We start from the raw sequence: 22,218 nt of genomic DNA, 5'->3' as shown, positions 1-22,218 counted from the left end.
CGGTGTTCGGGTTGGCGGAGTCGGCGATCTTGACGGTGTTGCCGTTGTCGCGGTAGCCGACGACGCTGATGTAGTGCCCGCCCTCGAAGGAGTGGATACCACCGTCGGTGTCGGTGGTGGTGCCGGCGATGTTGGCGACTACGGCCCGGCCGTCGTCGACGGTGCGGACGATGTCGGCGCGTAGCTGGTCGGTCTGCTTGTCATCCGCGGCGGGCGTGCTGATCTCCACCGAGCGGTAGGCGTCGTTCTTACCGGTTTCCTTGTTCAGCACGGGGGTGATGTCGTTGATGGAGTTGGTGCCGGCCTCGGTGGTGCCCATCTCCTTGGCCATGGCGTCCACGCTGATGTCCTTGCCCTGTACGGACAGGGCGTTACGGGCGGCGGCGGGGCCGCAGTAGTAGAAGTTCGGCTGGGCCTCGTAGCGCACACCCAGCTGACGCTCACCGGCGGGCTGGCGGTCGGTCTGGGTCTGCGACGCCGGCTTGCTGGTGTTCGGGGCGGCGAAAGCGGTGGTGACGGGGCCGGCGATGGCGCCGCCGGTGAAGGCGAGGCCGGCGGCGGTCAGGGCGGTCTTACGGATCAGATCGGTACGCATGATGGCGTGCTCCTCTGCATCGGGGGAGATAGCACAGGCACTCAACCGGGGGTGTGCCCGTGCGGGGGTGTGGCCGTGCGGGGACGTTCGCGGGGTGCCCGGCGACCCGCTGGGGTCGGCGTCGGGACAGGGTGTAACGGTTGGCGGTGGCGGGTCATTCCGCCGGCCCGCCGGCCCTGTTGTGGTGCTCGGGGGCTGGCTGGTTCGGCGTGCCCGGGGCTGGCCGGTGGTGCTTGGCCGTGCGGGGGGTGTAACCGGGGCGGCCTGGCGGGTGTTCCCGGCGGCTGCTCCACCGGCTGGCGGGGGTGCGGTGGTCTGCCAGGTATAACGACCCGGCCCAGTCGGCGATTCCGCCGTCGGGGTGGCCCCGACCACCCGACACTCGCCCCCAAACCGGACACCCTGACCATCGGTCCAACCCGACACGACGGCCGAGGCGGCGTGATCGACTCGGGTTCCTGAAAACCGCGCTGTCCCGGAGCCCAGGATGCCCCGACTTCATGAAACCCGAGTGGATCACGCCCGTCTGCGCCGTTCGTGCCGCCTGGGGGCGGACCGGGCCGGTCCGGGCCGGGGCGGTCCGGGCAGGACGATCCGGGCAGGGCGGGTCGTGTGGGCGTGCCTGGGCGGCCCGTGGCTGGGGACCGTGCTTGGGCGGGCCGTGCCCGGGCAGGCCGTGCTTGGGTGGACCGTGCCTGGGGGCGTGCCTGGGCGGGCCGTGTTGCCCGGGCGGACCGCGCCTGGGTCGACCGGGCCGGGCCGGGCCGGGCCGGGCCGTGCCCCCGACGGGCCGTGCCTGGGTCGACCGCGCCTTGGCGGCCGCGCCTAGAGGGCCGCGCCGGGGCGGACTGGGTCGGGGCGGAGGTCAGGGCTTGGTGGTGTCCGTTTGGGGGACGTTGCGCTGTGTCGGGATGGCCGGTGTGGTGGACCAGGGGATTTCGGGCGCGCGGTGGAAGGTGATGCCGGCGGTCTCCCAGCGTGGGCCGTGGCCCGCCAGGCGGTCGCGGAAGCCGTTCCAGTCGTGGGTCGCCCGGGGCGACCAGCCCAGCTCGGCGATGGCGGGGAGCCGGGGCAGCAGCAGGAGTTCGATGTCGGCCAGCGAGGTGACCGATTCGGTCCAGAGCGGGGCCTCCACCCCGAGTACCGCCTCGGTGGGTACGTCGGCAACGTGCGTGCCGGGATCCCAGTCGTACGCCTTTCGCACGTCGATGAGTCCGGCCCAGTCGTGCCCGATCGGGGTGTCCGGGGCGTACTTCATGTCCAGGTAAGCGTGGTTGCCGGGGGAGATGATCAGCTGAGCGCCACGACGTACGGCCTCGGCGGTGGTGGGGTCTTCGCCGTTCGTGCCCCACCACTGCAGGACCCGCCCGTCGAGGTGGGCGGCCGGTGCGAGCTGGTGCCAGCCGACGACGGTCTTGCCGAGGCCGGCCACGATGCGCTGGACCCGCTCGACGAAACCGGTGTAGACCTCGCCCTTGACCTTGAACGCCTCGTCGCCGCCGACGTGCAACCAGGGGCCGGGGGTGAGCGCGGCCAGCTCGCCCAGGACGTCGGCGACGAAGTCGTACGTCCGCTCGTCGGCAGGGTCGACGTAGCTGAAACCGACCTCGGTGCCGGTGTACGGCGGCGGCGCGATCTTGTCGGGTGCCAGCTCGGGGTACGCGACCAGCGCCGCGTTGGTGTGCCCCGGCAGGTCGATCTCCGGGACGACGGTGATGTGGCGGTCGGCCGCGTAGGTGACGATCCGCGTGTAGTCGGCCTTCGTGTAGTGCCCGCCGGGGCCGCCGCCGACCTCGGTGGTCCCGCCGAGGGTGGTCAGCTTCGGCCAGGAGTCGACGGCGATGCGCCACCCCTGGTCGTCGGTGAGGTGCAGGTGGAGATGGTTGAGCTTGTAGCGGGCCAGGTGGTCGACCACCCGCAGCACGTCCTCGACGGCGAAGAAGTGTCGTGCGACGTCGAGCATCGCGCCCCGGTAGGGGAACCGGGGTGCGTCGGTGATCGTCCCGCCGGGCAGCGCCCACCGTTCGGTGACCGGGTCGCGGCTCTCGATCGCCGCCGGTAGCAGTTGGCGCAGCGTCTGTACGCCGTAGAAGAGGCCGGCGGCGGTGCTGGCGGTGACGCGTACCCCGTCGGTGGTGATGTCGAGCCGGTAACCCTCCGCGCCGAGGTCGACGGTGTCGTCCAGCACCAGCGCGATGCCACCCGCGGGCTCCGGCGTGGTGGCGTCGGTGACCGGCAGCGGGTAGCCGGTGGCCGGACGCAGGAGGTGGGCGAGTTGCTCGGCGACCGCCAGCGCGGCGGGGTCGGCGGTGGCCACGATGACCGCTTCGGCCGGCAGCACCCAGTCCCCGGTCGGGTCCGGCTGGACCTGCTGCGGGGCGGGGACGACGTCGGCCAGCCGGTGTCGGGCCGGCGGGGCGAGCAGGTCGCCCGCCGCCCGCTCGGCGGCTTGGGCCAGTGTGGCCGCGTCGGCCTGGGCCAGTGTGGCCGCGTCGGCCTGGGCCAGTGTGGCCGCGTCGGCCTGGGCCAGCGTGGCCGCGTCAGGTTCCCGCGTCGGCAGCGGCACCGCGTCGGTGGCGGGGACGGCGCTGGGGGCGGAGGAGGGGATGGTCGACACGGCGGCGACTCCGGGGGGTGTATTCGCGTCCGTTATGGCAAAAGTGAGGTTCACCGGCTGGCGTGGCGTCAAGCGTACGACGCTCGGCCGGGATGCGTGATGGTGCGCATGGAAGCGTTCCCAAAAACCGGTACGAACACGGATAGTCGTGATGGCTGTGCCAATTGTCACCGAACGGTCCCAGGTCACTCGATGGTCGCTTAACCTTCGCCCACCGACCGACGTTGACCCCGGGATTACCGGCGGTCCGTCCCGGGGAAGAAGAAACTGAACCTTCGTTAAGTGTCAATCCCGGCGCGTGTGTTGTGGAGGCTCTGGTGGCAGCGCAAGAGACCGTCGATCACAAGTACGTCTACGACTTCTCCGAAGGCAACAAGGACCTCAAGGACCTGCTCGGCGGCAAGGGGGCGAACCTCGCCGAGATGACCAACCTGGGTCTGCCCGTCCCGCCCGGATTCACCATCACCACCGAGGCGTGCCAGGCGTACCTGGCGACGGGCCGGGAGCCGGACGGGCTCGCCGGTCAGATCGAGGCGCACCTGGAAGCGCTGGAGCGCGCGATGGGCAAGCGCCTCGGCGACCCGCAGGACCCTCTGCTGGTGTCCGTCCGCTCCGGTGCCAAGTTCTCCATGCCCGGCATGATGGAGACCGTCCTCAACGTCGGCCTCAACGACCAGAGCGTGGTGGGACTCTCCGCCCAGGCCGGACAGAACGACAGGTTCGCCTGGGACTCCTACCGCCGTCTCATCCAGATGTTCGGCAAGACCGTGTGCGAGGTGCCGGGCGAGGAGTTCGAGCACGCGCTCGACGACGTCAAACACGCCAAGGGCACCCACAACGACCTGGATCTGGACGCCGACGACCTGCGCGGGCTGGTCGACGCGTACAAGAAGATCTTTGTGAAGCACACCGGGCGGGAGTTCCCGCAGCAGCCACGCGAGCAGCTCGACCTGGCCATCCGGGCGGTCTTCGAGTCGTGGAACGCCGAGCGCGCGGTGCTCTACCGCCGCCAGGAGCGGATCCCGGCCGACCTCGGCACCGCTGTCAACGTGGTCAGCATGGTCTTCGGCAACCTCGGGCCGGACTCCGGCACCGGCGTCGCGTTCACCCGTGACCCGGCCAGCGGCGCGCAGGGCATCTACGGCGACTACCTGGCCAACGCCCAGGGTGAGGACGTGGTCGCCGGCATCCGCAACACCGTGCCGTTGCAGGAGTTGGAGCAGCTCGACAAGTCCTCCTACGACGAGCTGCTCGGCATCATGGCCCGGCTGGAGGAGCACTACAAGGACCTCTGCGACATCGAGTTCACCATCGAGCGCGGCAAGCTGTGGATGTTGCAGACCCGGGTCGGCAAGCGCACCGCCGCCGCCGCGTTCGTCATCGCGGGGCAGCTCGTCGACGAGGGCCTGATCGACCTGGACGAGGCGTTGCACCGGGTCAACGGGGCGCAGCTGGCCCAGCTGATGTTCCCCCGCTTCCAGCTCGACCACGACTTCCAGCCGGTCGCCAAGGGCATCGGCGCCTCGCCCGGCGCGGCGTCCGGCACCGTGGTCTTCACCTCCGCGCGGGCCGTCGAGATGGCCGCCGAGGGCAAGTCGGTGATCCTGGTCCGCCGGGAGACCAACCCGGACGACCTGAACGGCATGATCGCCGCCAAGGGAATCCTCACCTCGCGCGGCGGCAAGACCAGCCACGCCGCGGTGGTGGCCCGGGGGATGGGCAAGACCTGCGTCTCCGGTGCCGACGAGATCGACGTGAACGTCCCGGCGAAGCGGTTCACGGTGGCCGGGCAGACCGTCAACGAGGGCGACGTGGTGTCCATCGACGGCACCACCGGCAAGGTCTACCTCGGTGAGGTGCCGGTCATGCCCTCCGAGGTGGTGCAGTACTTCGAGGGCAGCCTCGACCCCGAGCACATCGACAACGCGCTTGTCCGGGCCGTACACCGGATCATGACGCACGCCGACGGCAAGCGGCGGCTCGCGGTCCGCACGAACGCCGACACCGGCGCGGACGCGGCCCGGGCCCGGCGCTTCGGTGCGGAGGGCATCGGGTTGTGCCGCACCGAGCACATGTTCCTCGGTGACCGGCGGGAGCTGGTCGAGCGGCTGATCCTGGCGCGCGGCGCAGATGAGCGGGAGGCGGCCCTGGCCGCGTTGCTGCCGTTGCAGCGGGCCGACTTCGAGGAGATCTTCCGCGAGATGGACGGTCTGCCGGTCACCGTCCGGCTCATCGACCCGCCGCTGCACGAGTTCCTGCCGCCGTTGGAGCAGCTCGCGGTCAACGTGGCGGTCGCCCAGGAACGCGGCGAGGACGTCGCCAAGGAGGAGGCGCTGCTTGCCGCCGTCCGGCGGATGCACGAGGAGAACCCGATGCTCGGGCTGCGCGGCGTCCGCCTCGGCCTGGTCATCCCCGGCCTGTTCGCGATGCAGGTGCGGGCCATCGCCGAGGCGGCCGTCACCTGCGCCCGCCAGGGTCGGGTCGCCAAGCCGGAGATCATGGTGCCGCTGGTCGGGGCCGTGCAGGAGCTGGAGACGGTCCGCGCCGAGGCCGAGAAGATCATCGCGGAGGTGGTCGGGGACAGCGGGGTCGAGGTGCTGATCGGCACCATGATCGAGGTGCCCCGGGCGGCGCTGACCGCCGGGCAGATCGCCGAGGCCGCCGAGTTCTTCTCCTTCGGCACCAACGACCTGACCCAGATGGGCTGGGGTTTCTCCCGCGACGACGTCGAGGGCGCGTTCTTCTGGCGCTACCTGGAGCTGGGCATCTTCGGCATCTCGCCGTTCGAGTCGATCGACCGCGACGGCGTCGGCCGGCTGGTGCGGATCGCCGCCGAGGAGGGGCGCGCCGCCCGGCCCGGCCTGAAGCTCGGCATCTGCGGTGAGCACGGCGGTGACCCCGACTCGGTGCACTTCTTCCACGAGGTCGGCCTGGACTACGTGTCCTGCTCACCGTTCCGGGTGCCGGTGGCGCGGCTGGAGGCCGGTCGGGCGGTCGTGGAGAGCGGCGGGTCGGACAGCCGCTGACGCACGTCGACGGCGGCCCGGACGTCCGGGCCGCCGTCGACGCTCAGATCGGCGGGCGACGCCAGGTGGGTCGGGACGAGCGGCGCAACTGCGCCGGCAGGGTCGCCATCGGGGTACGCGTGGCCAGCGGGGCGTGCGCGTCCGGCACGGAGGTGGCGCCGATGCCCGTGCCACGGACGTCCAGGAACGATCCCGCCCGACGGGCCACCGCCCGCGCCTCCTCGTGCAACGCCTCCAGGTCCCCGACGGTCGACCCGGTGACGACTGTCAGCAGGGCGCTGCGCCCGGCCGGGTAGGTCACCACGCAACCGGTGGTGGTGCAGACCACCGACTCCCGGAACTCACAGTGCCCGACGGTGTCGGCCACCCGGTGACCGAGCCCGAAACTCGCGGCGGCGAGCGCGGCCAGATGGGTGGCGTCGGTGCGGGGCAGGTCGCTGGAGATGAGCAGCCCGTCGGTGCCGGCGAGCACCGCCCCGGCGATGTCGGGGCGGCGGTGGCGTAGCCCGCGTAGCTCCGAACCCATCACCGTGTCTGCGTCCACGAGCGTCACCCCTCATCGGTTGGCTCTGCGTGTCAGTCGCCTGGTCACGTTCCGCGCTGGGAACGCTACCGGTAGCCACTTCCGACCGCGAGCCCGTAACCCTCGGCGATCGGTTGGCAACTGGGGGCCAATCGGTGGTTGTGTGCCTTCCGTCGATGCGTCGCGGGTGCTTCGCGCGGTGGTGGCGGGCGTAATCTTGGCTCCCTCGCACACGGCCGATTGGGCGCCGCGTCGAACGGGAAGAGGTGACTGCATGACCAGTGTCTGGGAGAGCCTGACTGTCGACGCCCGCGATCCCGCCCGGCTGGCCCGCTGGTGGGCCGAGGCGCTCGGCTATCAGGTGGTCACCGAGAAGCCCGACGAGGTGGAGATCCGCCAGTCCGCCGACCGCCTGCCCGGCCTGGTCTTCGTGCCGGTCGCCGAGGGCAAGGAGCGCAAGAACCGCCTGCACCTCGACCTGCGCCCCGCCGACCAGGAAGCCGAGGTCGAGCGGCTGGTCGACATGGGCGCCCGGCACGTCGACATCGGTCAGGGCGACGTCGAGTGGACGGTGCTGGCCGACCCGGAGGGCAACGAGTTCTGCGTGCTCCGTGAGCGCGAGGAGTGAGCCGGTCTTGCGAGCCCCGCAGTCGCGAGTTGCGGAAACCCCGTGAGCGCGAGGAGTGAGCCGGTCTTGCGAGCCCCGCAGTCGCGAGTTGCGGAAACCCCGTGAGCGCGAGGAGTGAGCCGGTCTTGCGAGCCCCGCAGTCGCGAACTGCAGCGAATTGATGCGCGGAAGGGGTGACGCGGCGGACGCGCGGTTGGTCGAGGAGCCGCCCAAGGACACTGGGCACCGCCGGTCGCCGTACGAGCGCGACCGGGCCCGGGTGCTGCACTCGGCGGCGTTTCGCCGGCTGGCCACCAAGACCCAGGTGCACACCGCCGGCACTGACGACTTCCTGCGTACGCGGCTGACGCACTCGCTGGAGGTGGCCCAGATCGCGCGGGAGATGGGTGCCCGGTTGGGCTGCGACCCGGATGTGGTGGACGTGGCGGGGTTGGCGCACGATCTCGGGCACCCGCCGTTCGGGCACAACGGCGAGGCGGCGCTGGACCTGCTCGCCACGCCGTGCGGCGGGTTCGAGGGCAACGCGCAGACCCTGCGGGTGTTGACCCGCCTGGAGGCGAAGGTGCTCGCCCCGGACGGCTCGTCCGCGGGGCTGAACCTGACCCGGGCGTCGCTCGACGCGATCGGCAAGTACCCCTGGCCGCGCCGGCCGGGCGAGCGCAAGTTCGGGGTGTACGCGGACGACGCCGCCGTCTTCGACTGGATCCGGGCCGGTGCGCCGGGTGAGCGGCGCTGCCTGGAGGCCCAGGTGATGGACTGGGCCGACGATGTGGCGTACTCGGTGCACGACGTGGAGGACGGCATCCACGGTGGATACGTCACGTTGCGTCCGCTGTTGACCGACGCCGACGAGCGGGCGGCGCTCTGCGCGGACGTGGCCGCCGCCTATTCCGGGGAGTCCGCGTCGGACCTGGCCGAGGTCCTTGTCGATCTGCTGGCTGGCCCGTTGCTCGCTCCGCTCGCCGGGTACGACGGCAGCCACCGGGCGCAGGTGGCGTTGAAGGCGACCACCAGCGGGGTGACCGGGCTGTTCGTGTCCGCGGCGGTGGCTGCCACCGAGGAGCGCTTCGGTCCGGGCCCGCACCGCCGTTACGGTGCCGACCTGGTGGTGCCCCGACTGGTCCGGGCGCAGTGCGCGCTGCTCAAGGGCATCGCGCTGCGGTACGTGATGCGTCGCCGTGGCTTCCGGGGCCGCTATGAGCGGCAGCGGACGATGCTGGCCGAACTGGTCGCCGCGTTGGTCCGGCACGCCCCGGAAGGGCTCGACCCGATCTTCGCCCCGCTGTGGCGGGCCGCCCCGGACGACGCGGCCCGACTGCGGGTGGTGATCGACCAGGTGGCGTCGCTCACCGACCCGGCGGCGGTGACCTGGCACACCCGCCTGGTCGGTACTGGTGCACCCCCGACCGGCCACCAGCGAACTTAGGCTAACCTAACTGACATGACGGAACGCCCCAGGAACGTCACCTCGGCCCGGGTGCTGCGCACCGAGCGGCCCACCCCGCACCTGATCCGGCTCGTCCTCGGTGGGGACGAACTGGTCGGCCTGCCGGTGGGCGAGTTCACCGACCACTACATCAAGGTGGTGTTCCCGCAGCCGGGGGTGGCGTACCCGCAGCCGTTCGACCTCGCCGCGATCCGCCGGGACATGCCCCGGGAGCAGTGGCCCCGGCTGCGCGCGTACACGGTGCGGCGCTGGGATCCGCTGGCCGGGGAGCTGACCGTGGACGTGGTCTACCACGGCGACGAGGGGTTGGCCGGCCCGTGGGCCGCCGCGCTGCGCCCCGGCGACCCGGTGCACTTCCTCGGGCCGGGCGGCGCGTACGCCCCGGACCCGGACGCGGACTGGCATCTGCTGGTCGGTGACGAGAGCGCCCTGCCGGCGATCGCCGCCGCGTGCGAGCGCCTGCCGCTGGGCGCGCGGGCCCATGTCTTCGTGGAGATCTCCGACCCGGCGGAGGAGCAGAAGCTGCTCAGCCCGGGGGCGGTCGAGCTGACCTGGCTGCATCGCGGCGCACGCCCGGTGGGCGAGGCGCTGGTCGCGGCGGTGCGGGCGTTGGAGTTCCCGGCCGGCCAGGTGCACGCGTTCGTGCACGGCGAGGCGGCCTTCGTCCGGGAGCTGCGCCGGCTGCTGCGCGGCGAGCGGGGCGTACCCCTGGACCGGCTCTCCATTTCCGGCTACTGGCGGCGCGGTATGGACGACGAGGGCTGGCGCTCCACCAAGGCCGCCTGGAACCAGCAGGTGGCGGCCGAGGAGGCAGCGGTCCCGGCGCCGGCCGCGGCGGCCTGACGCGCCGGTCATCCCTCGGGCGTGTTCAGCTCCTGACCGGCGCGGGCGAGGCGCCGGCTGAGCAGTACGGCGTACCCGACGACCGCCAGGGAGAGCAGCGACAGCATCAGCCTCGGCTGGTGCACCGTCGTGGTGATCACGCCGACCGAGACCACCCCGTAGGCGGCGATCGCCAACCGGGCGGCGCTCGGTCGGGTCCACAGCCAGTACAGGGCGAGCCCGCAGACCGTCCAGATCACCATCGCGGCACCCAGCAGCAGCCGCAGCTCCAGCGGCAGTCGGTTGGCGTTGTCGTCGACCAGCCGGACGACCTGCCCGAGCGCCCAGCCGAGCAGCAGCAGCGCACCGCCGAGCGGAATGTGCAGGTAGCTGTACGCCTGCCCGCCGCGCAGTCGGCGCTGGGTCAGGCGGGTGGTGACGAAGGTGGTGTAGACCCACCAGACCGCCGCCGGGATCAGAAAGGCCAACGCGGCGGTGAGGATCATGTGTGGCGGGGGGTGGTCCGGCACGGCGAAGAGCAGGCTGGCCAGCGCGCTACCCAGCACGATGATGGTGAACTGGCCGATCCGTTCCGGCAGGTGCCGGTTGTCCACCGGCCAGCGGTTGAGCCAGCGCACCCCGACCCAGGGGGTGGCCAGCTCGATCACCATCGCGACGATCCACAGCACCGGGCGCAGCTCGATGGGCGCGGCCAGCGACACCAGCCAGAGCGTCCAGCCCGACCCGAAACCGATCAGATAGACCGTCGTGACCATCCGGGCCATCGGGCTGGTGGGACGGGCGCGCAGGTACAGCAGGAGCAGCACGCCCCGCACGATCAGGTACCCGACCGGCAGGAGCACGCTCTCCGGCACCTCGTCGACGCCGAGGGTCATCGCGCCCGCGCCGACCAACGCGACGAGCACCAGCACCCGGTGCAGCGCGTCGTCCGGGTCGAAGCGGGTGTCGTAGTAGACCTGCCCCATCCAGGCCCACTGGACCACCACGAAGAGCCCGATCACGGCCAGCACCGCCCTCGGCGACGGGCTCGGTTCGTCGCCCAGCCGGGCCACCACCGCCGCCAGCGCGTACACGAAGATGAGGTCGAGGAAGAGTTCCAACCAGGTGGCGTGCCGATGCCCGGCCTCGTCCGCACCCGGGGTCTGGTCGGGTAGCCCGACCAGACCGGCCAGCCATCTCGGCAGGCGGAGGGCTTGGGTCCGTACCCGGCGCATCTGGTCATGGTCCCCGCGCGGACCCGGCTCGCGGGTCGGAACCGCCCAGCCGGCAGCGGCCGCCGCCACACCGGCGTCCCCCGGCCGGCGTGTCGTCGGTCCGGCAGGGCAGGATGTACGGGGAGGGGGTGGCGAATGGCTGGGCGGATCCGGGACGAGGACATCGCACTGGTCCGGGAACGCACCTCGATCGGGGATGTGATCTCCGAGACGGTCACCCTGAAGTCCGCCGGCGGCGGCAACCTCAAGGGCCTGTGCCCGTTCCACGACGAGAAGAGTCCGTCGTTCAACGTGTCTCCGGCCCGCAACGTCTGGTACTGCTTCGGCTGCGGGGCCGGCGGGGACGCGATCAAGTTCCTGATGGACGCGGACCACCTCAGCTTCGTGGAGTCCGTCGAGCGGCTGGCCGGCCGCGCCGGCATCCAACTGCGCTACGTCGAGGACGACAAGGGCACCCCGCGGCCCCGCCCGCAGCAGGGTCAGCGGCAGCGTCTGGTCGCCGCGCACGCCGCCGCCGTCGAGTTCTACCGGGCGCAGCTCGGCACCGCCGGGGCCCGGCCGGCCCGGGAGTTCCTGGCCCGACGGGGCTTCGACCGGGCCGCCGCCGAGCGCTACGGCTGTGGGTTCGCGCCGGACGGGTGGGACCTGCTCACCAAGCACCTGCGCCAGCAGGGCTTCACCCACCAGGAGCTGGTCACCGCCGGGTTGTCCCGGGAGGCCCGCTCCGGCACCCTGATCGACCGGTTCCGCCGCCGGCTGCTCTGGCCGATCCGCGACCTCGCCGGTGACGTGATCGGCTTCGGGGCGCGCAAGCTCTTCGACGACGACGACGGCCCGAAGTACCTGAACACCCCCGAGACGCCGATCTACAAGAAGTCGCACGTGCTCTACGGCATCGACCAGGCCAAACGGGAGATCGCCAAGCAGGGGCGGGCGGTGATCGTCGAGGGTTACACCGACGTGATGGCCTGTCACCTGGCCGGGGTGACCACGGCGGTGGCGACCTGCGGCACCGCGTTCGCCGCGGACCACATCTCGGTGCTGCGGCGGCTCCTGTTCGACAGCGACGAGGTGGCCGGCGAGATCATCTTCACCTTCGACGGCGACGCCGCCGGGCAGAAGGCCGCGCTGCGCGCCTTCGAGGACGATCAGCGTTTCGTCGGGCGCACCTTCATCGCGGTCAGCCCGGACAACATGGACCCGTGCGATCTGCGGCTGGCCAAGGGCGACCTGGCGGTGCGGGACCTGGTCGCCCGCCGCGAACCGCTCGTCGACTTCGCGCTGCGCCACGTGATCGGTCGCTTCGACCTGGACACCGTGGACGGCCGGGTCGAGGCGATGCGGCACGCCGCGCCGCTGGTGGCCCGCCTCAAGGACCGGGAGAAGCGCCCGGAGTACGTGCGCAAGCTCGCCATGGACCTCGGCATGGAGATCGAGCCGGTGCAGCGGGCGGTGCTCGCCGCCGGCAACACCGCGTCGCCCGGCACCCGCGACGCCGCCCCCGCCGGCCGGCCCACCTCGGCCCGCCCCGAGCCGGCAGTGGACAGCCCACAGTCGATGGTCGAGCGGGAGTCGCTCAAACTCGCCCTCCAGCAGCCGGTCCTGGCCGGGCCGATGTTCGACGCGGTGGAGGCCACCGAATACCGCCACCCGGTGCACGTCGCGGTGCGTACGGCCATCGCCGCGGCCGGTGGTGCCGCGTCGGCGACCGGCGGCGCGGTCTGGATCGAGTCGGTCCGCGACGCCTGCGACGACCTGGCGGCAGCGGCGCTGGTCGGTGAGTTGGCCGTCGAACCGCTGCGGATCGACGGCGAACCGGACCCGCGCTACGTGTCGATCACCATGGCCCGGGTGCAGTTCGGGTCGGTGACCGGCCGGATCCGGGACCTCAAGTCACGCATCCAACGGATCAACCCGGTCAACAACAAGGACGAGTACTTCGCCGCCTTCGGTGAGCTGCTGTCCCTGGAGCAGCACGCCCGGGCGCTGCGCGAGCAGGCTGCGGGAGGCCTCTAGATGGGACTGTTCAGCCGTAAGCCGAAGCTGCCGCCGGCCGACCGGCCGCCGCTGACCTCCGACGAGCGGGTGCTGGCCTGGGCGGCCGCCGGCAACGGCGAGGGCGACGGGGTGGTGGTCGCCACCAACCTCGGGTTGTGGCTGCCCGGTCGGGGGCAGCGGCTCGGCTGGCACACCATCCTCAAGGCGGTCTGGTCCGGCCGGGAGCTGACCGTCACACCCGCCGAGCCCGTCGCCGAGCGGGACGGCTACACGGTGGTCGTCGACGGTCCGGCGGAGACGTACCTGCTGCTCGACCCGGGAGAGCTGCCGCACCAGGTGCGGGCCCGGGTGACCCGCTCGGTCGCGTACACCGAGCACCAGCCGGTGCCCGGCGGCGCGGCGCGGGTCGCGGCCCGGCGCGTGGCCGGGGTCGACGGTCTGACCTGGACGGTCCGACTCGACCCCGGCACTGCGGCGGACGACGAGGCCCTTTTCGCCGAGACCGACCGGCTGGTCGCCGTGGCCCGCGCCGCCACCGCGCCGGCCGACGTCTGAGCGGCCGGGTCAGCTCGCGCCGAGGTCCTTCAGCGCCTTCTCCGCGCCGCGGTGCAGCGGCACCGGCAGGGTCCTGCGGGCCCTCTCCAGCGAGATCCCCTTGGCCGCCGGGTTGGCCTGGGCCAGCGCGTCGCGCTTGTCGAACACCGTCCGGGTGATCGCGCAGGCGACGTTGGCGTCCAGGTCCTTGCGGACCAACAGCACGTTGGGTACGACGATGGTCGGGGTGTCGGTGGCCGTGCCGTACGCGTCCCGCCCGATCGTGCCTTCCTGGTAGCCGGGGCTCAGCGCGGCCATCTTCGGCAGCAACGGCGAGAGGTCGACGAACTTCACCGAGTCGCCGGCCGTGGTGAACAGGTCGGTGAGCCCTCCGGTGGGCAGACCGCCGGACCAGAAGAAGCCGTCGACGCTGCCGTCCTTGATTCCCTCGACAGTCTTGGTCAGGTCCAGTCGCTGCGCTCGGACGTCCTTCGCCGGGTCGAGGCCGGCGGCCTCCAACAGCCGGTTGGCGATCACCTCGGTGCCGGACTTCGGCGAGCCGGTGGAGATCCGCTTGCCCCGCATGTCGGCCACCGAGGTGATCCCGGAGTCGTTGCGGACCACCACCTGCGTGTAGTTGTCGTAGATGCGGGCCAGCGCCTGCACCGGCTGCGGCGCGGAGAAGCTGCCCTTGCCCTCGACCGCGTTGACCGCCGTGTCGAACAGCGAGAACGCCACGTCGTACTGGCCGCCGACGAGCTGCTCGACGTTCTGCACCGACGCGCCGGTCTCGGCGGCGGTGCCGGTGAGCTTGCCACCGGTCGCCCCGGACAACTGCCCGGCCAGGGCGTTGCCGACCACGTAGTAGACGCCTGTCGCGTTGCCGGTGGCGATGCCGACGCGGGTCTCCTTGGTCACCTCGCAGGTGACCTCACTGGCCGCGTCGTCAGTGGCCGCACCGCCCTGCTGACCTCCGCACCCCGCGGCGCCGACCGCGACGAGGGCGAGCACGCTCAGGCTCGCGGCGAGCCGTACGTCGATTCGTCTCACAGTTGTTCCTCCACAGGATCGGACGGTTGTCGGTCGGCGGACCGGTGTCGCAGGAACACACCCGCTGCCGCGACGGCGGCCAGCGTCGCGCCGACGGTGACCGGAACGGGTTCGAGCCAGAGCAGTGTGACGCCGGCGAGGACGCCCAGCAGCCGTTCCGGGGCGCCGACCGGCCCCACGCCGGGCAGCCAACCACCGGCGGCGACGGCGAGCACGGCCACGCTGAGCGCGGTGACCACGGCGGCGAAGGCGATGCGCCCGACGCCACCGATGCCGAGCAGACCGAGCCCGGCCGGCGTGATGACGAAGGCGATCGGGGTCAGGTACGCCGGCAACGCGTACCGCAGGGTCTGCCACATGGTGGGCACCAGCCGGCCGCCGGTGACCGCGGCGGCGGCCACCGCGGCGAGCGCGGTCGGTGGGGACACCTCGGACAGCACCGCGAAGTAGAAGACGAACATCGCCGCAGCCGGCGCGGTGACGCCCAGGTCGAGCAGCGCCGGGCCGACGATCACCCAACCGATCACGAACGACGCGGTGACCGGCACGGCCAGGCCCAGCAGGCTGAGCGCGAGGGCGGCGAGCAGCGCGGTGAGCACCAGCACCAGCGTCGGATCCGACGTGGCCGCCTTCGCCCCGCCGATCAGCAGCGCCGCCGCCTGCGGCCCCAGGCCGGTCTTCGTGGTGGTCGCCGTGATGATGCCGGCGGCGGCGCAGACGGCGGTGACGGCGAGGACGCCGCGTACGCCGGTGACGAGCGCTGTCACCAGCCTGCCCGGGGTGAGCCGGTGCGTGCGGTCCAGGAAGGAGAGCGCGACGGCCAGAACGGTGGCGAACACGACCGCCCTCGTCGCGGACATTCCCATCGCGAGGAACACGATGATGGCGATCAGCGAGGCGAAGTGGTAGCCGAACCGGCCCAGCAGACGCCAGGGCGAGCCGACGTCGACCACCACCGGGCGTACGCCGGAGCGGCGGGCGTCGATCTCCACGGCGAGCAGGATGCCGAGGTAGTAGAGCACCGTCGGCACTGTTGCCCAGCCCAGCACCTGAAGGTACGAGACGCCCAGGTACTCGGCGATGATGAACGCCGCCGCGCCCAGGGTCGGCGGGGAGAGGATGGCGCCCACACCGGCCGCGGCCAGCATGCCGCCGGCCCGCTCCGGTGGGTAGCCGGCGCGGCGCAGCAGCGGCCAGGTGACCGCGCCGATGCTCACCGTCGTCGCCGCCCCGGAGCCGGAGACGGTGCCGAGCAGGAAGCCGGAGGCGACAGCGGTCCGGCCGGCGGCGGTACGCGAGCGCCGGAACGCCGCGGCCGACAGGTCGACGAAGAACCGCCCGGCCCCGGACAGGTCCAGCACCGCGCCGTAGATGGTGAACAGCACGATGTACGAGGCGGCCACGTCGAGTGGTGTGCCGTAGAAGCCGCTGTCGGAGTTGTAGAACGCGTCGACCAGTTGACTGAAGTCCAGCCCGGCGTGCGCGACCGGCCAGGACTGCGGCAGCAACCCGCCGTAGTAGCCGTAGCCGAGGAACACCAGGCAGATGGCGGGCAGGATCCAACCGGTGGTCCGTCGACAGGCTTCGAGCAGCAGGAGCAGCAGGACGGTGCCCAGCACCAGATCCGTCGGCGACAGCAGACCCTGTCGGTCGAGGAACGCGTTGTAGCCGCCGCCACCGTCGCCGATCCGGATCGGCACGATGGGGTAGAGGCAGGCCGCGACGGCCAGGGCGACGAGCACCCAGTCGGTCACTGTGGGCCGCGTCGACGCGGGTCGCCGCCGGATGCGGAGGCGGGCCGGCAATCGCAGGTCGGCCGGGTAGGCGAGGAAGACCAGCGGAAGGACGCCGGCCAGGAAGATGATCAGGTAATACTTGCTGCCCTGCGACAGGGGCTGGAACACCTGCCACAGGGCGAGCGCGCCGACCGCCAGCGCCGCGATGGTGAGAAGCAGCCCGGTCGGCCCGGAGAGCACCCGGCCCGGCTTCTCGTCCTCGAACTGGGCGGCCAGGTCCCGAGTCGCCTGCTCGGCGACGTCCGGCCCGGCCTGGTCGGGCTTGCCCGGATCAGGGTCGGCCTGGTCGGGCCTGGCCTGGTCGGGTTTGCTCGGGTCGGGCCTGGCCTGGCCTGGCTTGCCTGCGTCGGGCTCGGTCTGGTCGGGTCTGGTCGCCGGGCTGGTGCCGTCGGATTCGGCGGGTTCCGCCGGCCCGGCTCCCGGTCGTGGTCGGGGTGGCCTGCCGCCGGGGCGCGCCGCGCTCTTGTCGGCGGGCAAGTTGGCTGGTCGGGTAGGTGACGACGAACCATCGGGCGAGCTGATGGGCGACACAGGGGGACGATACACGTCGATCAGCTGACGGGTGGGGCATCGATCGGCGTTTCCCCACCGCCGGCACCGGCACCGGCGCTACCGGCCAATGCGGACGTATGTGCGTGGAGGTCTGTCGGACCCGGCGGTTAGTGTCGGGCGGTGACTTCGGGGCGACCACTGATTCAGGCTCGTGGGCTGGTGAAGCGGTTCGGCGATTTCACCGCCGTGGCCGGCATCGATGTCGAGGTCCGCTCGGGTGAGGCGTTCGGCTTCCTCGGGCCCAACGGCGCGGGCAAGTCGTCCACCATGCGGATGGTCGGCTGCATCTCCCCGCCCAGCGGTGGCGAGCTGCGCATCCTCGACATGGACCCGGTGGCTGACGGGCCGGCGATCCGCGCGCGCCTCGGGGTGTGCCCGCAACTGGACAATCTCGACCCCGAGCTGACCGTCCGGGAAAACCTGACCGTCTACGCCCGCTACTTCGGCATCTCCCGCCGGACGGCTCGGGAGCGGGCCGCCGAGCTGCTCGACTTCGTCCAGCTCACCGAGCGGGCCGACAGCAAGGTCGAGCCGCTGTCCGGTGGCATGAAACGTCGACTGACCATCGCCCGCGCGCTGGTCAACGACCCGGAGATCGTGCTGCTCGACGAGCCGACGACCGGGCTCGACCCGCAGGCCCGGCACCTGGTGTGGGAGCGGCTGTTCCGGCTCAAGCAGCAGGGCGTCACGCTGGTGCTCACCACGCACTACATGGACGAGGCCGAGCAGCTCTGTGACCGGTTGGTGGTGATGGACGGCGGGCGGATCGTCGCGGAGGGCTCGCCCCGGGCGTTGATCGAGCAGCACTCGACCCGCGAGGTGGTCGAGCTGCGCTTCGCCGCCGAGTCGCAGGAGCCCTTCGCCGGCAAGCTCGACGGGCTGGGGGAGCGGGTCGAGGTGTTGCCCGACCGGGTCCTGCTCTACGTGCCCGACGGTGACACGGCGGTCGCCGAGGTCGCCGCGTTGGGGCTCCAGCCGGCGAACGTGCTGGTCCGGCGCAGCGGCCTGGAGGATGTCTTCCTGCATCTGATCGGCCGCACCCTGGTCGACTGAGCACCCACGGCTGACCGGCCGCACCCTGGTCGACTGACCGCCCACCCCTGATCGCTGCCAGCTCGGCCGCGACATCTCCGGCGTACCGACGCGGACCCGCGAAGACCCACTCGGCTTTCTGAAAGTCGGGGTGACGCGGCGGGCCCGACAGCCCGATTTCCGGAAACCCGAGTCGATCAAGGAACGGGCGGGGAGTGGGCCGCCGTAAGGTGACCGGCGGTATGCCGTATCCCGAAGGAGCTTCATGTCCGATCTGGTGACCGCCAACCGACGTCAGGCCGGGCTCACCGCCCTCTACCTCGGCTTCTTCGCGATGGTCTGGTTCAGTGTGCCGGCGGCGGAGCAACCGCTGCGCGCCCTGCTCGTGGTGGGAAGCATCGCCGCGTTGCTCACCGCCGTGCTGGGCGGCGTGTTGTCCGCCCGACTCCGGGGGGCCGGCAGCGCCCGGGACCGGGCAGCTGACCGCCCGTACCTGCTCATCGTCGTCGCCGAGTTCGCCGCCGCCGGGCTGGGTGCCGCCGTGCTGGTCGCCGCCGACTGGTCCGAGTACGTTCCGGTGCTGGTCTGCCTGGTGGTCGGTCTGCACTTCTTCCCACTCGCGCCGCTGCTGCGCGACCCGCTGCTTCGCCCGCTCGGTGGGGCGCTGTGCCTGGTGGCGGCGGCCGGGCTCGGCATCGCCCTCGCCTCGGCGGTCTCCGCCGGTCTGGTGGTCGGCGTCGGCGCGGGAGTGCTGCTGCTCGGTTACGCCGTGCAGGCGCTGGTCCGCGCGTACCGACCGGCCTGACCGGTGGCGGCCGTCGAGGTCGACCCGTTCGGATCGTTGGCAGCTCAGCAGCAACCGCTGCCGCGTGTCGCGCTGCTGAGCTGCCAACGATCACCGCTCAGCGGGCTCTGGCCCAGGTGAGGAACCGGTCGCACAGCCGGTCGTTGTCGACCTGGCCGGCGAGGTCCCCGGCCGCCTCGTGGTGCACAGTGGCGAGGTAGATGAGCAGGCTGATCCGGTCCTCGCGGTACTCGCCGAGCAGCGCCAGACGGGCCGGCGAGCAGGGCCACGCCGCACCGCAGACCCGGCAGCGCCAGGACGGCCGGGCCGCCACGTGCGGGCGGTACCGGGGCATCAGTGCCCGCCACCGTCATGAGTCGACCGGGTCAGTGGCACGAGGGAACCTCCGTCGGGTGGGTGGGAGCGCCCCGGATCGGGGGGTCACAGGGCGCTCCCGGCCTGGTTCCGCCCGCCGTCCGATCCCGTGAGCGGTTCCGCTGCGTGACAGTCTGCTGAGGATCCGACTACGGTGGGAGGTTCCGCACGCCGACGACCAGCGCGTACGGCGGCCGGCCCGGCACGGTACGAGGATGTACGGGGGTTGTCCGTGGAGAGTTCGTCCATGCTGGAGCACTTCGCCGAGGAGCTGCGGCTGGCCCGGGCCGCCAGTGGCATGTCGCAGACGGCGCTGGCCGAGGCGCTGAGCTACTCCGGGGCGCTGGTCGCCAAGGTGGAGACGTCCGAGCGGCGGCCGAGTCTCGACTTCGCCCGCCGGTGTGACGCCGTGTTCTCAGCTGACGGTCGGTTCGAACGCATCCAGCGGCGGATCAGCCGCGAGGCCGTGGTGCCGTGGTTCCGCGACTGGGCCGCCATCGAGCAGGAGACAACCGCACTGCGCTCGTTCGAGCCGCTGTGTGTGCCAGGTCTGTTGCAGACCCAGGGGTACGCCCGCGCCCTACTGACCGGCGGCGGGTTGTTCGCGCCGGACGAGGTCGAGCAGCAGGTGGCGACCCGGCTGGACCGTCAGGGACTGCTCACCCGCGACCGGCCCCCACTGCTCACAGCCGTGATCGATGAGCACGTGCTGCGCCGCTCGGTTGGTGGGCCGGCAGTGATGGTCGAGCAAATTCAGCACCTCGTGAAGCTTGGTTCGGCGTTTCCCAGGGTCCGAATTCAGGTGGTGCCAACCGCTGCCGGTGCTTACGTTGGGCTCGGGGGCCCCTTTGTGATCGCTACCTCGACGCAGGGGGAGGACCTCGTTTACCTCGCCGGACAGCGCCATGGGCAGGTGATCGACCGAGTCGAGTACATCCGGCAGATGGTCGAGGTGTGGGAGTCGATCCGCGGTGAGGCACTATCGCACAGGCAGTCCCTCGATCTGATGGCGGAAGTAGCGGAGACATGGATTTGACCGGCGCCCGGTGGCGCAAGACCGTCCGTAGCGGCCCGGATGGCGGCAACTGTGTGGAGGTTGCCGACAACATTCCTGGTGTGGTCGCCGTTCGCGACTCCAAGGACCCGGGCGGCCCGGTGCTCGTCTTCACGCCTGGCGCGTGGCGGGCGTTCGTCGGGTCCGACCCCGTCGGCCGGTAGGTGGCGGTCGTCGCTCCGATCGGTTCCGCGGCCGAACTCGGGTGGACGCTGGCCGGAGGGAGTTCCCGATACCGGTCGACGCCGTCGGCACCGACCCGTCTCGGGTGCGGGTCGCCCCGCTGATCGACTCGACTTTCAGGAAGTCGGGCCGACCCGCGGCCGTTGACACCCCGACTTCTTGAAACCCGAGTTGATCAACGAGCGGGCCTCGAGTGGCGCGCGGCGAAACCCGGGCGACACGTCGGCGGGCCCGTCGTAGGGTGACCGGCGGTCTGTCGTACCCCAGGGGTAGACAGGTCGTGGTGGACGACGCGGTGGGCGGGGTGATCGGGTGAGTGTGGCGGGATCGGCGCGGTTCCCCTGGGTGCCGGCGTACGCGGTGTTCGAGCACTACCTGGTGGGTCTGCGACGCACCTGGCGGGCCGGGGTGTTCTCCTCGTTCCTGCTGCCGGTGCTGACCGTGCTCGGCTTCGGGCTGGGCGTCGGCGCCTACATCGACCAGGGCGTCGGCGGGGTGCGTTACCTCGACTGGCTGGTCCCCGGGCTGATCGCCTCGACCGCGCTCCAGGTGACCGTCGGCGACTCCACCTGGCCGGTGTTCAGCAACTTCCAGTGGGTCAAGACCTACTTCGCGCAGGGCGCTTCGCCGCTGCGGGTGGGTGACATCGTGGCCGGGCACCTGGCTTTCGTGCTGTTCCGGGTGCTCACCACCATCGCGGCGTTCCTGCTGGTCACCGGGGTGTTCGGGGCGTTGCGCTCGCCGTGGGCGGTGGCCACCCTGCCGGTGGTGGCGTTGCTCGGGCTGGCCGTCGCCGCGCCGACCTTCGCGTACGCCGCGTCGGTGTCGAGCGACAACTGGCTGGCGATGCTGTTCCGGTTCGCGGTCATTCCGATGACGCTCTTCGCCGGGGTGTTCTTCCCGGTCGAGTCGTTGCCCGACGCGCTGCGCTGGCTGGCGTACGTGACGCCGTTGTGGCACGCCGTGGACCTGTGCCGGGCGGCCACGCTCGGTGTCGCCCCGCAGTGGTCGATCGTCGGGCACCTGCTCTACCTGGCCGCTTGGGCGATCGCCGGCTGGTTGCTGGCGGTGCGCGCGTTCCGCCGCAAGCTCGTCGTCTGAACAGCAACCCGAAGAGCGAGCAGAGAGGGTGTCGTGGTCACGCTGATCCTGCCCCGGCTGGTCGACGTCTCCGCCGCGTCCCGGCGGTCGGCGTCGGTGCTCGGGCGCAACGTCGCGGCGCTGAAGTCGGTCTACTGGCTGCTGCTGCTCTCCGGCTTCGTGGAGCCGCTGCTCTACCTGCTCTCCATCGGGGTGGGCGTCGGAGCGCTCGTCGGCGACCTGCCGCTGCCCGACGGGCGGCTGGTCTCGTACGCCGAGTTCGTGGCCCCGGCGATGCTCGCCGCCTCGGCGATGACCGGGGCGCTCGCGGAGACCACCTTCAACTTCTTCGGCAAGATGAAGTACATGAAGCTGTACGACGGGATGATCGCCACCCCGGTACGGCCGTTCGAGATCGCCGTGGGCGAGTTGGGTTGGGCGATGCTGCGGGGCGGCGCCTACTCGGCGGCGTTCCTCGGGGTGATGGTCGCCCTGGATCTGACCAGCGTCGCCCGCGCGCTGACCGCCCTCCCGGCCGCGGTGCTGGTCGGGTTCGCGTTCGGGGCGCTCGGCATGACGATCGCCACCCTGATGCGCAGCTGGCAGGATTTCGACCTGATGGGCTCCGCGCAGTTCACCCTCTTCCTCTTCTCCGGCACCTTCGTGCCGGCGCAGGCCTATCCGACGGTGCTGCACTGGCTCGTCGAGATCACCCCGCTGTACCGCTCGGTGCACCTGATCCGCGGGGTCACGCTGGGCAGCGGCGGCTGGCTCTGGCTGCTCGACGTGCTCTACCTGCTGGCGATGGTGGTGCTCGGCCTGCTGGTGGCTTCCCGGCGAATGGCCAGGTTGCTCTACACCTAGGGGTTATCCGCGCCCGTCGACGG

General features: G+C 71.7%; 18 protein-coding genes and 1 pseudogene. 12 read left to right on the top strand and 7 right to left on the bottom strand.

All coding sequences use genetic code 11. The annotated features are described in order from the left end of the window. Window positions 1–595: C39 family peptidase (locus tag AB0C03_RS13770; protein WP_357636824.1), on the bottom strand; the 595-nt coding region annotated here is incomplete at its 3' end. A gap of 865 nt (window positions 596–1,460) precedes the next feature. Next, a complete protein-coding gene (locus AB0C03_RS13765; protein ID WP_030330430.1) occupies window positions 1,461–3,212 on the bottom strand; it encodes a beta-N-acetylhexosaminidase in 1,752 nt (583 codons plus the stop codon). Between the two features lie 317 nt (window positions 3,213–3,529). Here AB0C03_RS13765 and ppdK point away from each other — a divergent pair, with 317 nt between their 5' ends. Further along, entirely contained in the window at window positions 3,530–6,238 is a 2,709-nt protein-coding gene (gene ppdK, locus AB0C03_RS13760; protein ID WP_357636821.1) for a pyruvate, phosphate dikinase, read from the top strand. Between the two features lie 43 nt (window positions 6,239–6,281). Here ppdK and AB0C03_RS13755 read toward each other — a convergent pair whose 3' ends face one another. Further along, entirely contained in the window at window positions 6,282–6,782 is a 501-nt protein-coding gene (locus tag AB0C03_RS13755; protein ID WP_279518704.1) for a roadblock/LC7 domain-containing protein, read from the bottom strand. Window positions 6,783–7,035: 253 nt separating this feature from the next. Here AB0C03_RS13755 and AB0C03_RS13750 point away from each other — a divergent pair, with 253 nt between their 5' ends. From AB0C03_RS13750 to AB0C03_RS13740, 3 genes are all read left to right on the top strand, one after another. After that, entirely contained in the window at window positions 7,036–7,389 is a 354-nt protein-coding gene (locus AB0C03_RS13750; RefSeq protein ID WP_030330427.1) for a VOC family protein, read from the top strand. A gap of 160 nt (window positions 7,390–7,549) precedes the next feature. Next, complete coding sequence (locus AB0C03_RS13745) at window positions 7,550–8,815, top strand: deoxyguanosinetriphosphate triphosphohydrolase (protein WP_210860063.1); 1,266 nt, start codon at window positions 7,550–7,552, stop codon at window positions 8,813–8,815. 15 nt (window positions 8,816–8,830) lie between these two features. Next, a complete protein-coding gene (locus tag AB0C03_RS13740; RefSeq protein WP_030330425.1) occupies window positions 8,831–9,679 on the top strand; it encodes a siderophore-interacting protein in 849 nt (282 codons plus the stop codon). Window positions 9,680–9,687: 8 nt separating this feature from the next. Here the strand turns inward: AB0C03_RS13740 and AB0C03_RS13735 are convergent, their stop codons facing one another. Then, window positions 9,688–10,893: a low temperature requirement protein A gene (locus AB0C03_RS13735; protein ID WP_156057408.1), complete on the bottom strand. Its 1,206-nt coding sequence runs from the start codon at window positions 10,891–10,893 to the stop codon at window positions 9,688–9,690. Window positions 10,894–11,006: 113 nt separating this feature from the next. Between AB0C03_RS13735 and dnaG the strand changes: the two are divergent. Further along, window positions 11,007–12,909 (top strand): annotated as a pseudogene (gene dnaG, locus AB0C03_RS13730) (DNA primase). Continuing rightward, window positions 12,910–13,446 (top strand): hypothetical protein, encoded by a 537-nt coding sequence (locus AB0C03_RS13725; protein WP_030330422.1) that lies wholly within the window; start codon window positions 12,910–12,912, stop codon window positions 13,444–13,446. Window positions 13,447–13,455: 9 nt separating this feature from the next. Here AB0C03_RS13725 and AB0C03_RS13720 read toward each other — a convergent pair whose 3' ends face one another. Together AB0C03_RS13720 and AB0C03_RS13715 are read right to left on the bottom strand one after the other, a co-directional pair. Next, entirely contained in the window at window positions 13,456–14,475 is a 1,020-nt protein-coding gene (locus AB0C03_RS13720) for a TAXI family TRAP transporter solute-binding subunit (protein ID WP_210865382.1), read from the bottom strand. Then, window positions 14,472–16,748 (bottom strand): TRAP transporter permease, encoded by a 2,277-nt coding sequence (locus AB0C03_RS13715; protein ID WP_357636813.1) that lies wholly within the window; start codon window positions 16,746–16,748, stop codon window positions 14,472–14,474. The genes AB0C03_RS13720 and AB0C03_RS13715 overlap by 4 nt, the downstream gene beginning before the upstream one ends. 195 nt (window positions 16,749–16,943) lie before the next feature. Between AB0C03_RS13715 and AB0C03_RS13710 the strand changes: the two genes are divergently transcribed. Next, a complete protein-coding gene (locus AB0C03_RS13710; RefSeq protein ID WP_357636810.1) occupies window positions 16,944–17,876 on the top strand; it encodes an ABC transporter ATP-binding protein in 933 nt (310 codons plus the stop codon). Between the two features lie 244 nt (window positions 17,877–18,120). After that, window positions 18,121–18,660 (top strand): hypothetical protein, encoded by a 540-nt coding sequence (locus AB0C03_RS13705; RefSeq protein ID WP_357636807.1) that lies wholly within the window; start codon window positions 18,121–18,123, stop codon window positions 18,658–18,660. A 97-nt stretch (window positions 18,661–18,757) separates the two neighbouring features. Here AB0C03_RS13705 and AB0C03_RS13700 read toward each other — a convergent pair whose 3' ends face one another. Continuing rightward, a complete protein-coding gene (locus AB0C03_RS13700) occupies window positions 18,758–18,994 on the bottom strand; it encodes a hypothetical protein (protein WP_030330417.1) in 237 nt (78 codons plus the stop codon). Window positions 18,995–19,261: 267 nt separating this feature from the next. Here AB0C03_RS13700 and AB0C03_RS13695 point away from each other — a divergent pair, with 267 nt between their 5' ends. The 4 genes from AB0C03_RS13695 (at window position 19,262) to AB0C03_RS13680 (ending at window position 22,195) form a co-directional block, all read left to right on the top strand. After that, window positions 19,262–20,050 carry a helix-turn-helix domain-containing protein gene (locus AB0C03_RS13695; protein ID WP_030330416.1) on the top strand — a complete coding sequence of 263 codons (789 nt, stop codon included), beginning with the start codon at window positions 19,262–19,264 and terminating at the stop codon, window positions 20,048–20,050. Next, entirely contained in the window at window positions 20,041–20,232 is a 192-nt protein-coding gene (locus tag AB0C03_RS13690; RefSeq protein WP_030330415.1) for a DUF397 domain-containing protein, read from the top strand. Before AB0C03_RS13695 ends, AB0C03_RS13690 begins: the two co-directional genes overlap by 10 nt. A 331-nt stretch (window positions 20,233–20,563) precedes the next feature. Beyond that, on the top strand, window positions 20,564–21,352 hold the full coding sequence (locus tag AB0C03_RS13685; RefSeq protein ID WP_051708273.1) for an ABC transporter permease: 789 nt from the start codon (window positions 20,564–20,566) through the stop codon (window positions 21,350–21,352). Window positions 21,353–21,385: 33 nt separating this feature from the next. After that, entirely contained in the window at window positions 21,386–22,195 is an 810-nt protein-coding gene (locus AB0C03_RS13680; RefSeq protein WP_030330413.1) for an ABC transporter permease, read from the top strand. Window positions 22,196–22,218: the final 23 nt, after the last annotated feature.

The sequence above is a fragment of the Micromonospora parva genome (genome assembly GCF_040649675.1).
Classification (GTDB): Bacteria; Actinomycetota; Actinomycetes; order Mycobacteriales; family Micromonosporaceae; genus Micromonospora; species Micromonospora parva.
This window is presented reverse-complemented; position numbering and strand designations above follow the sequence as displayed.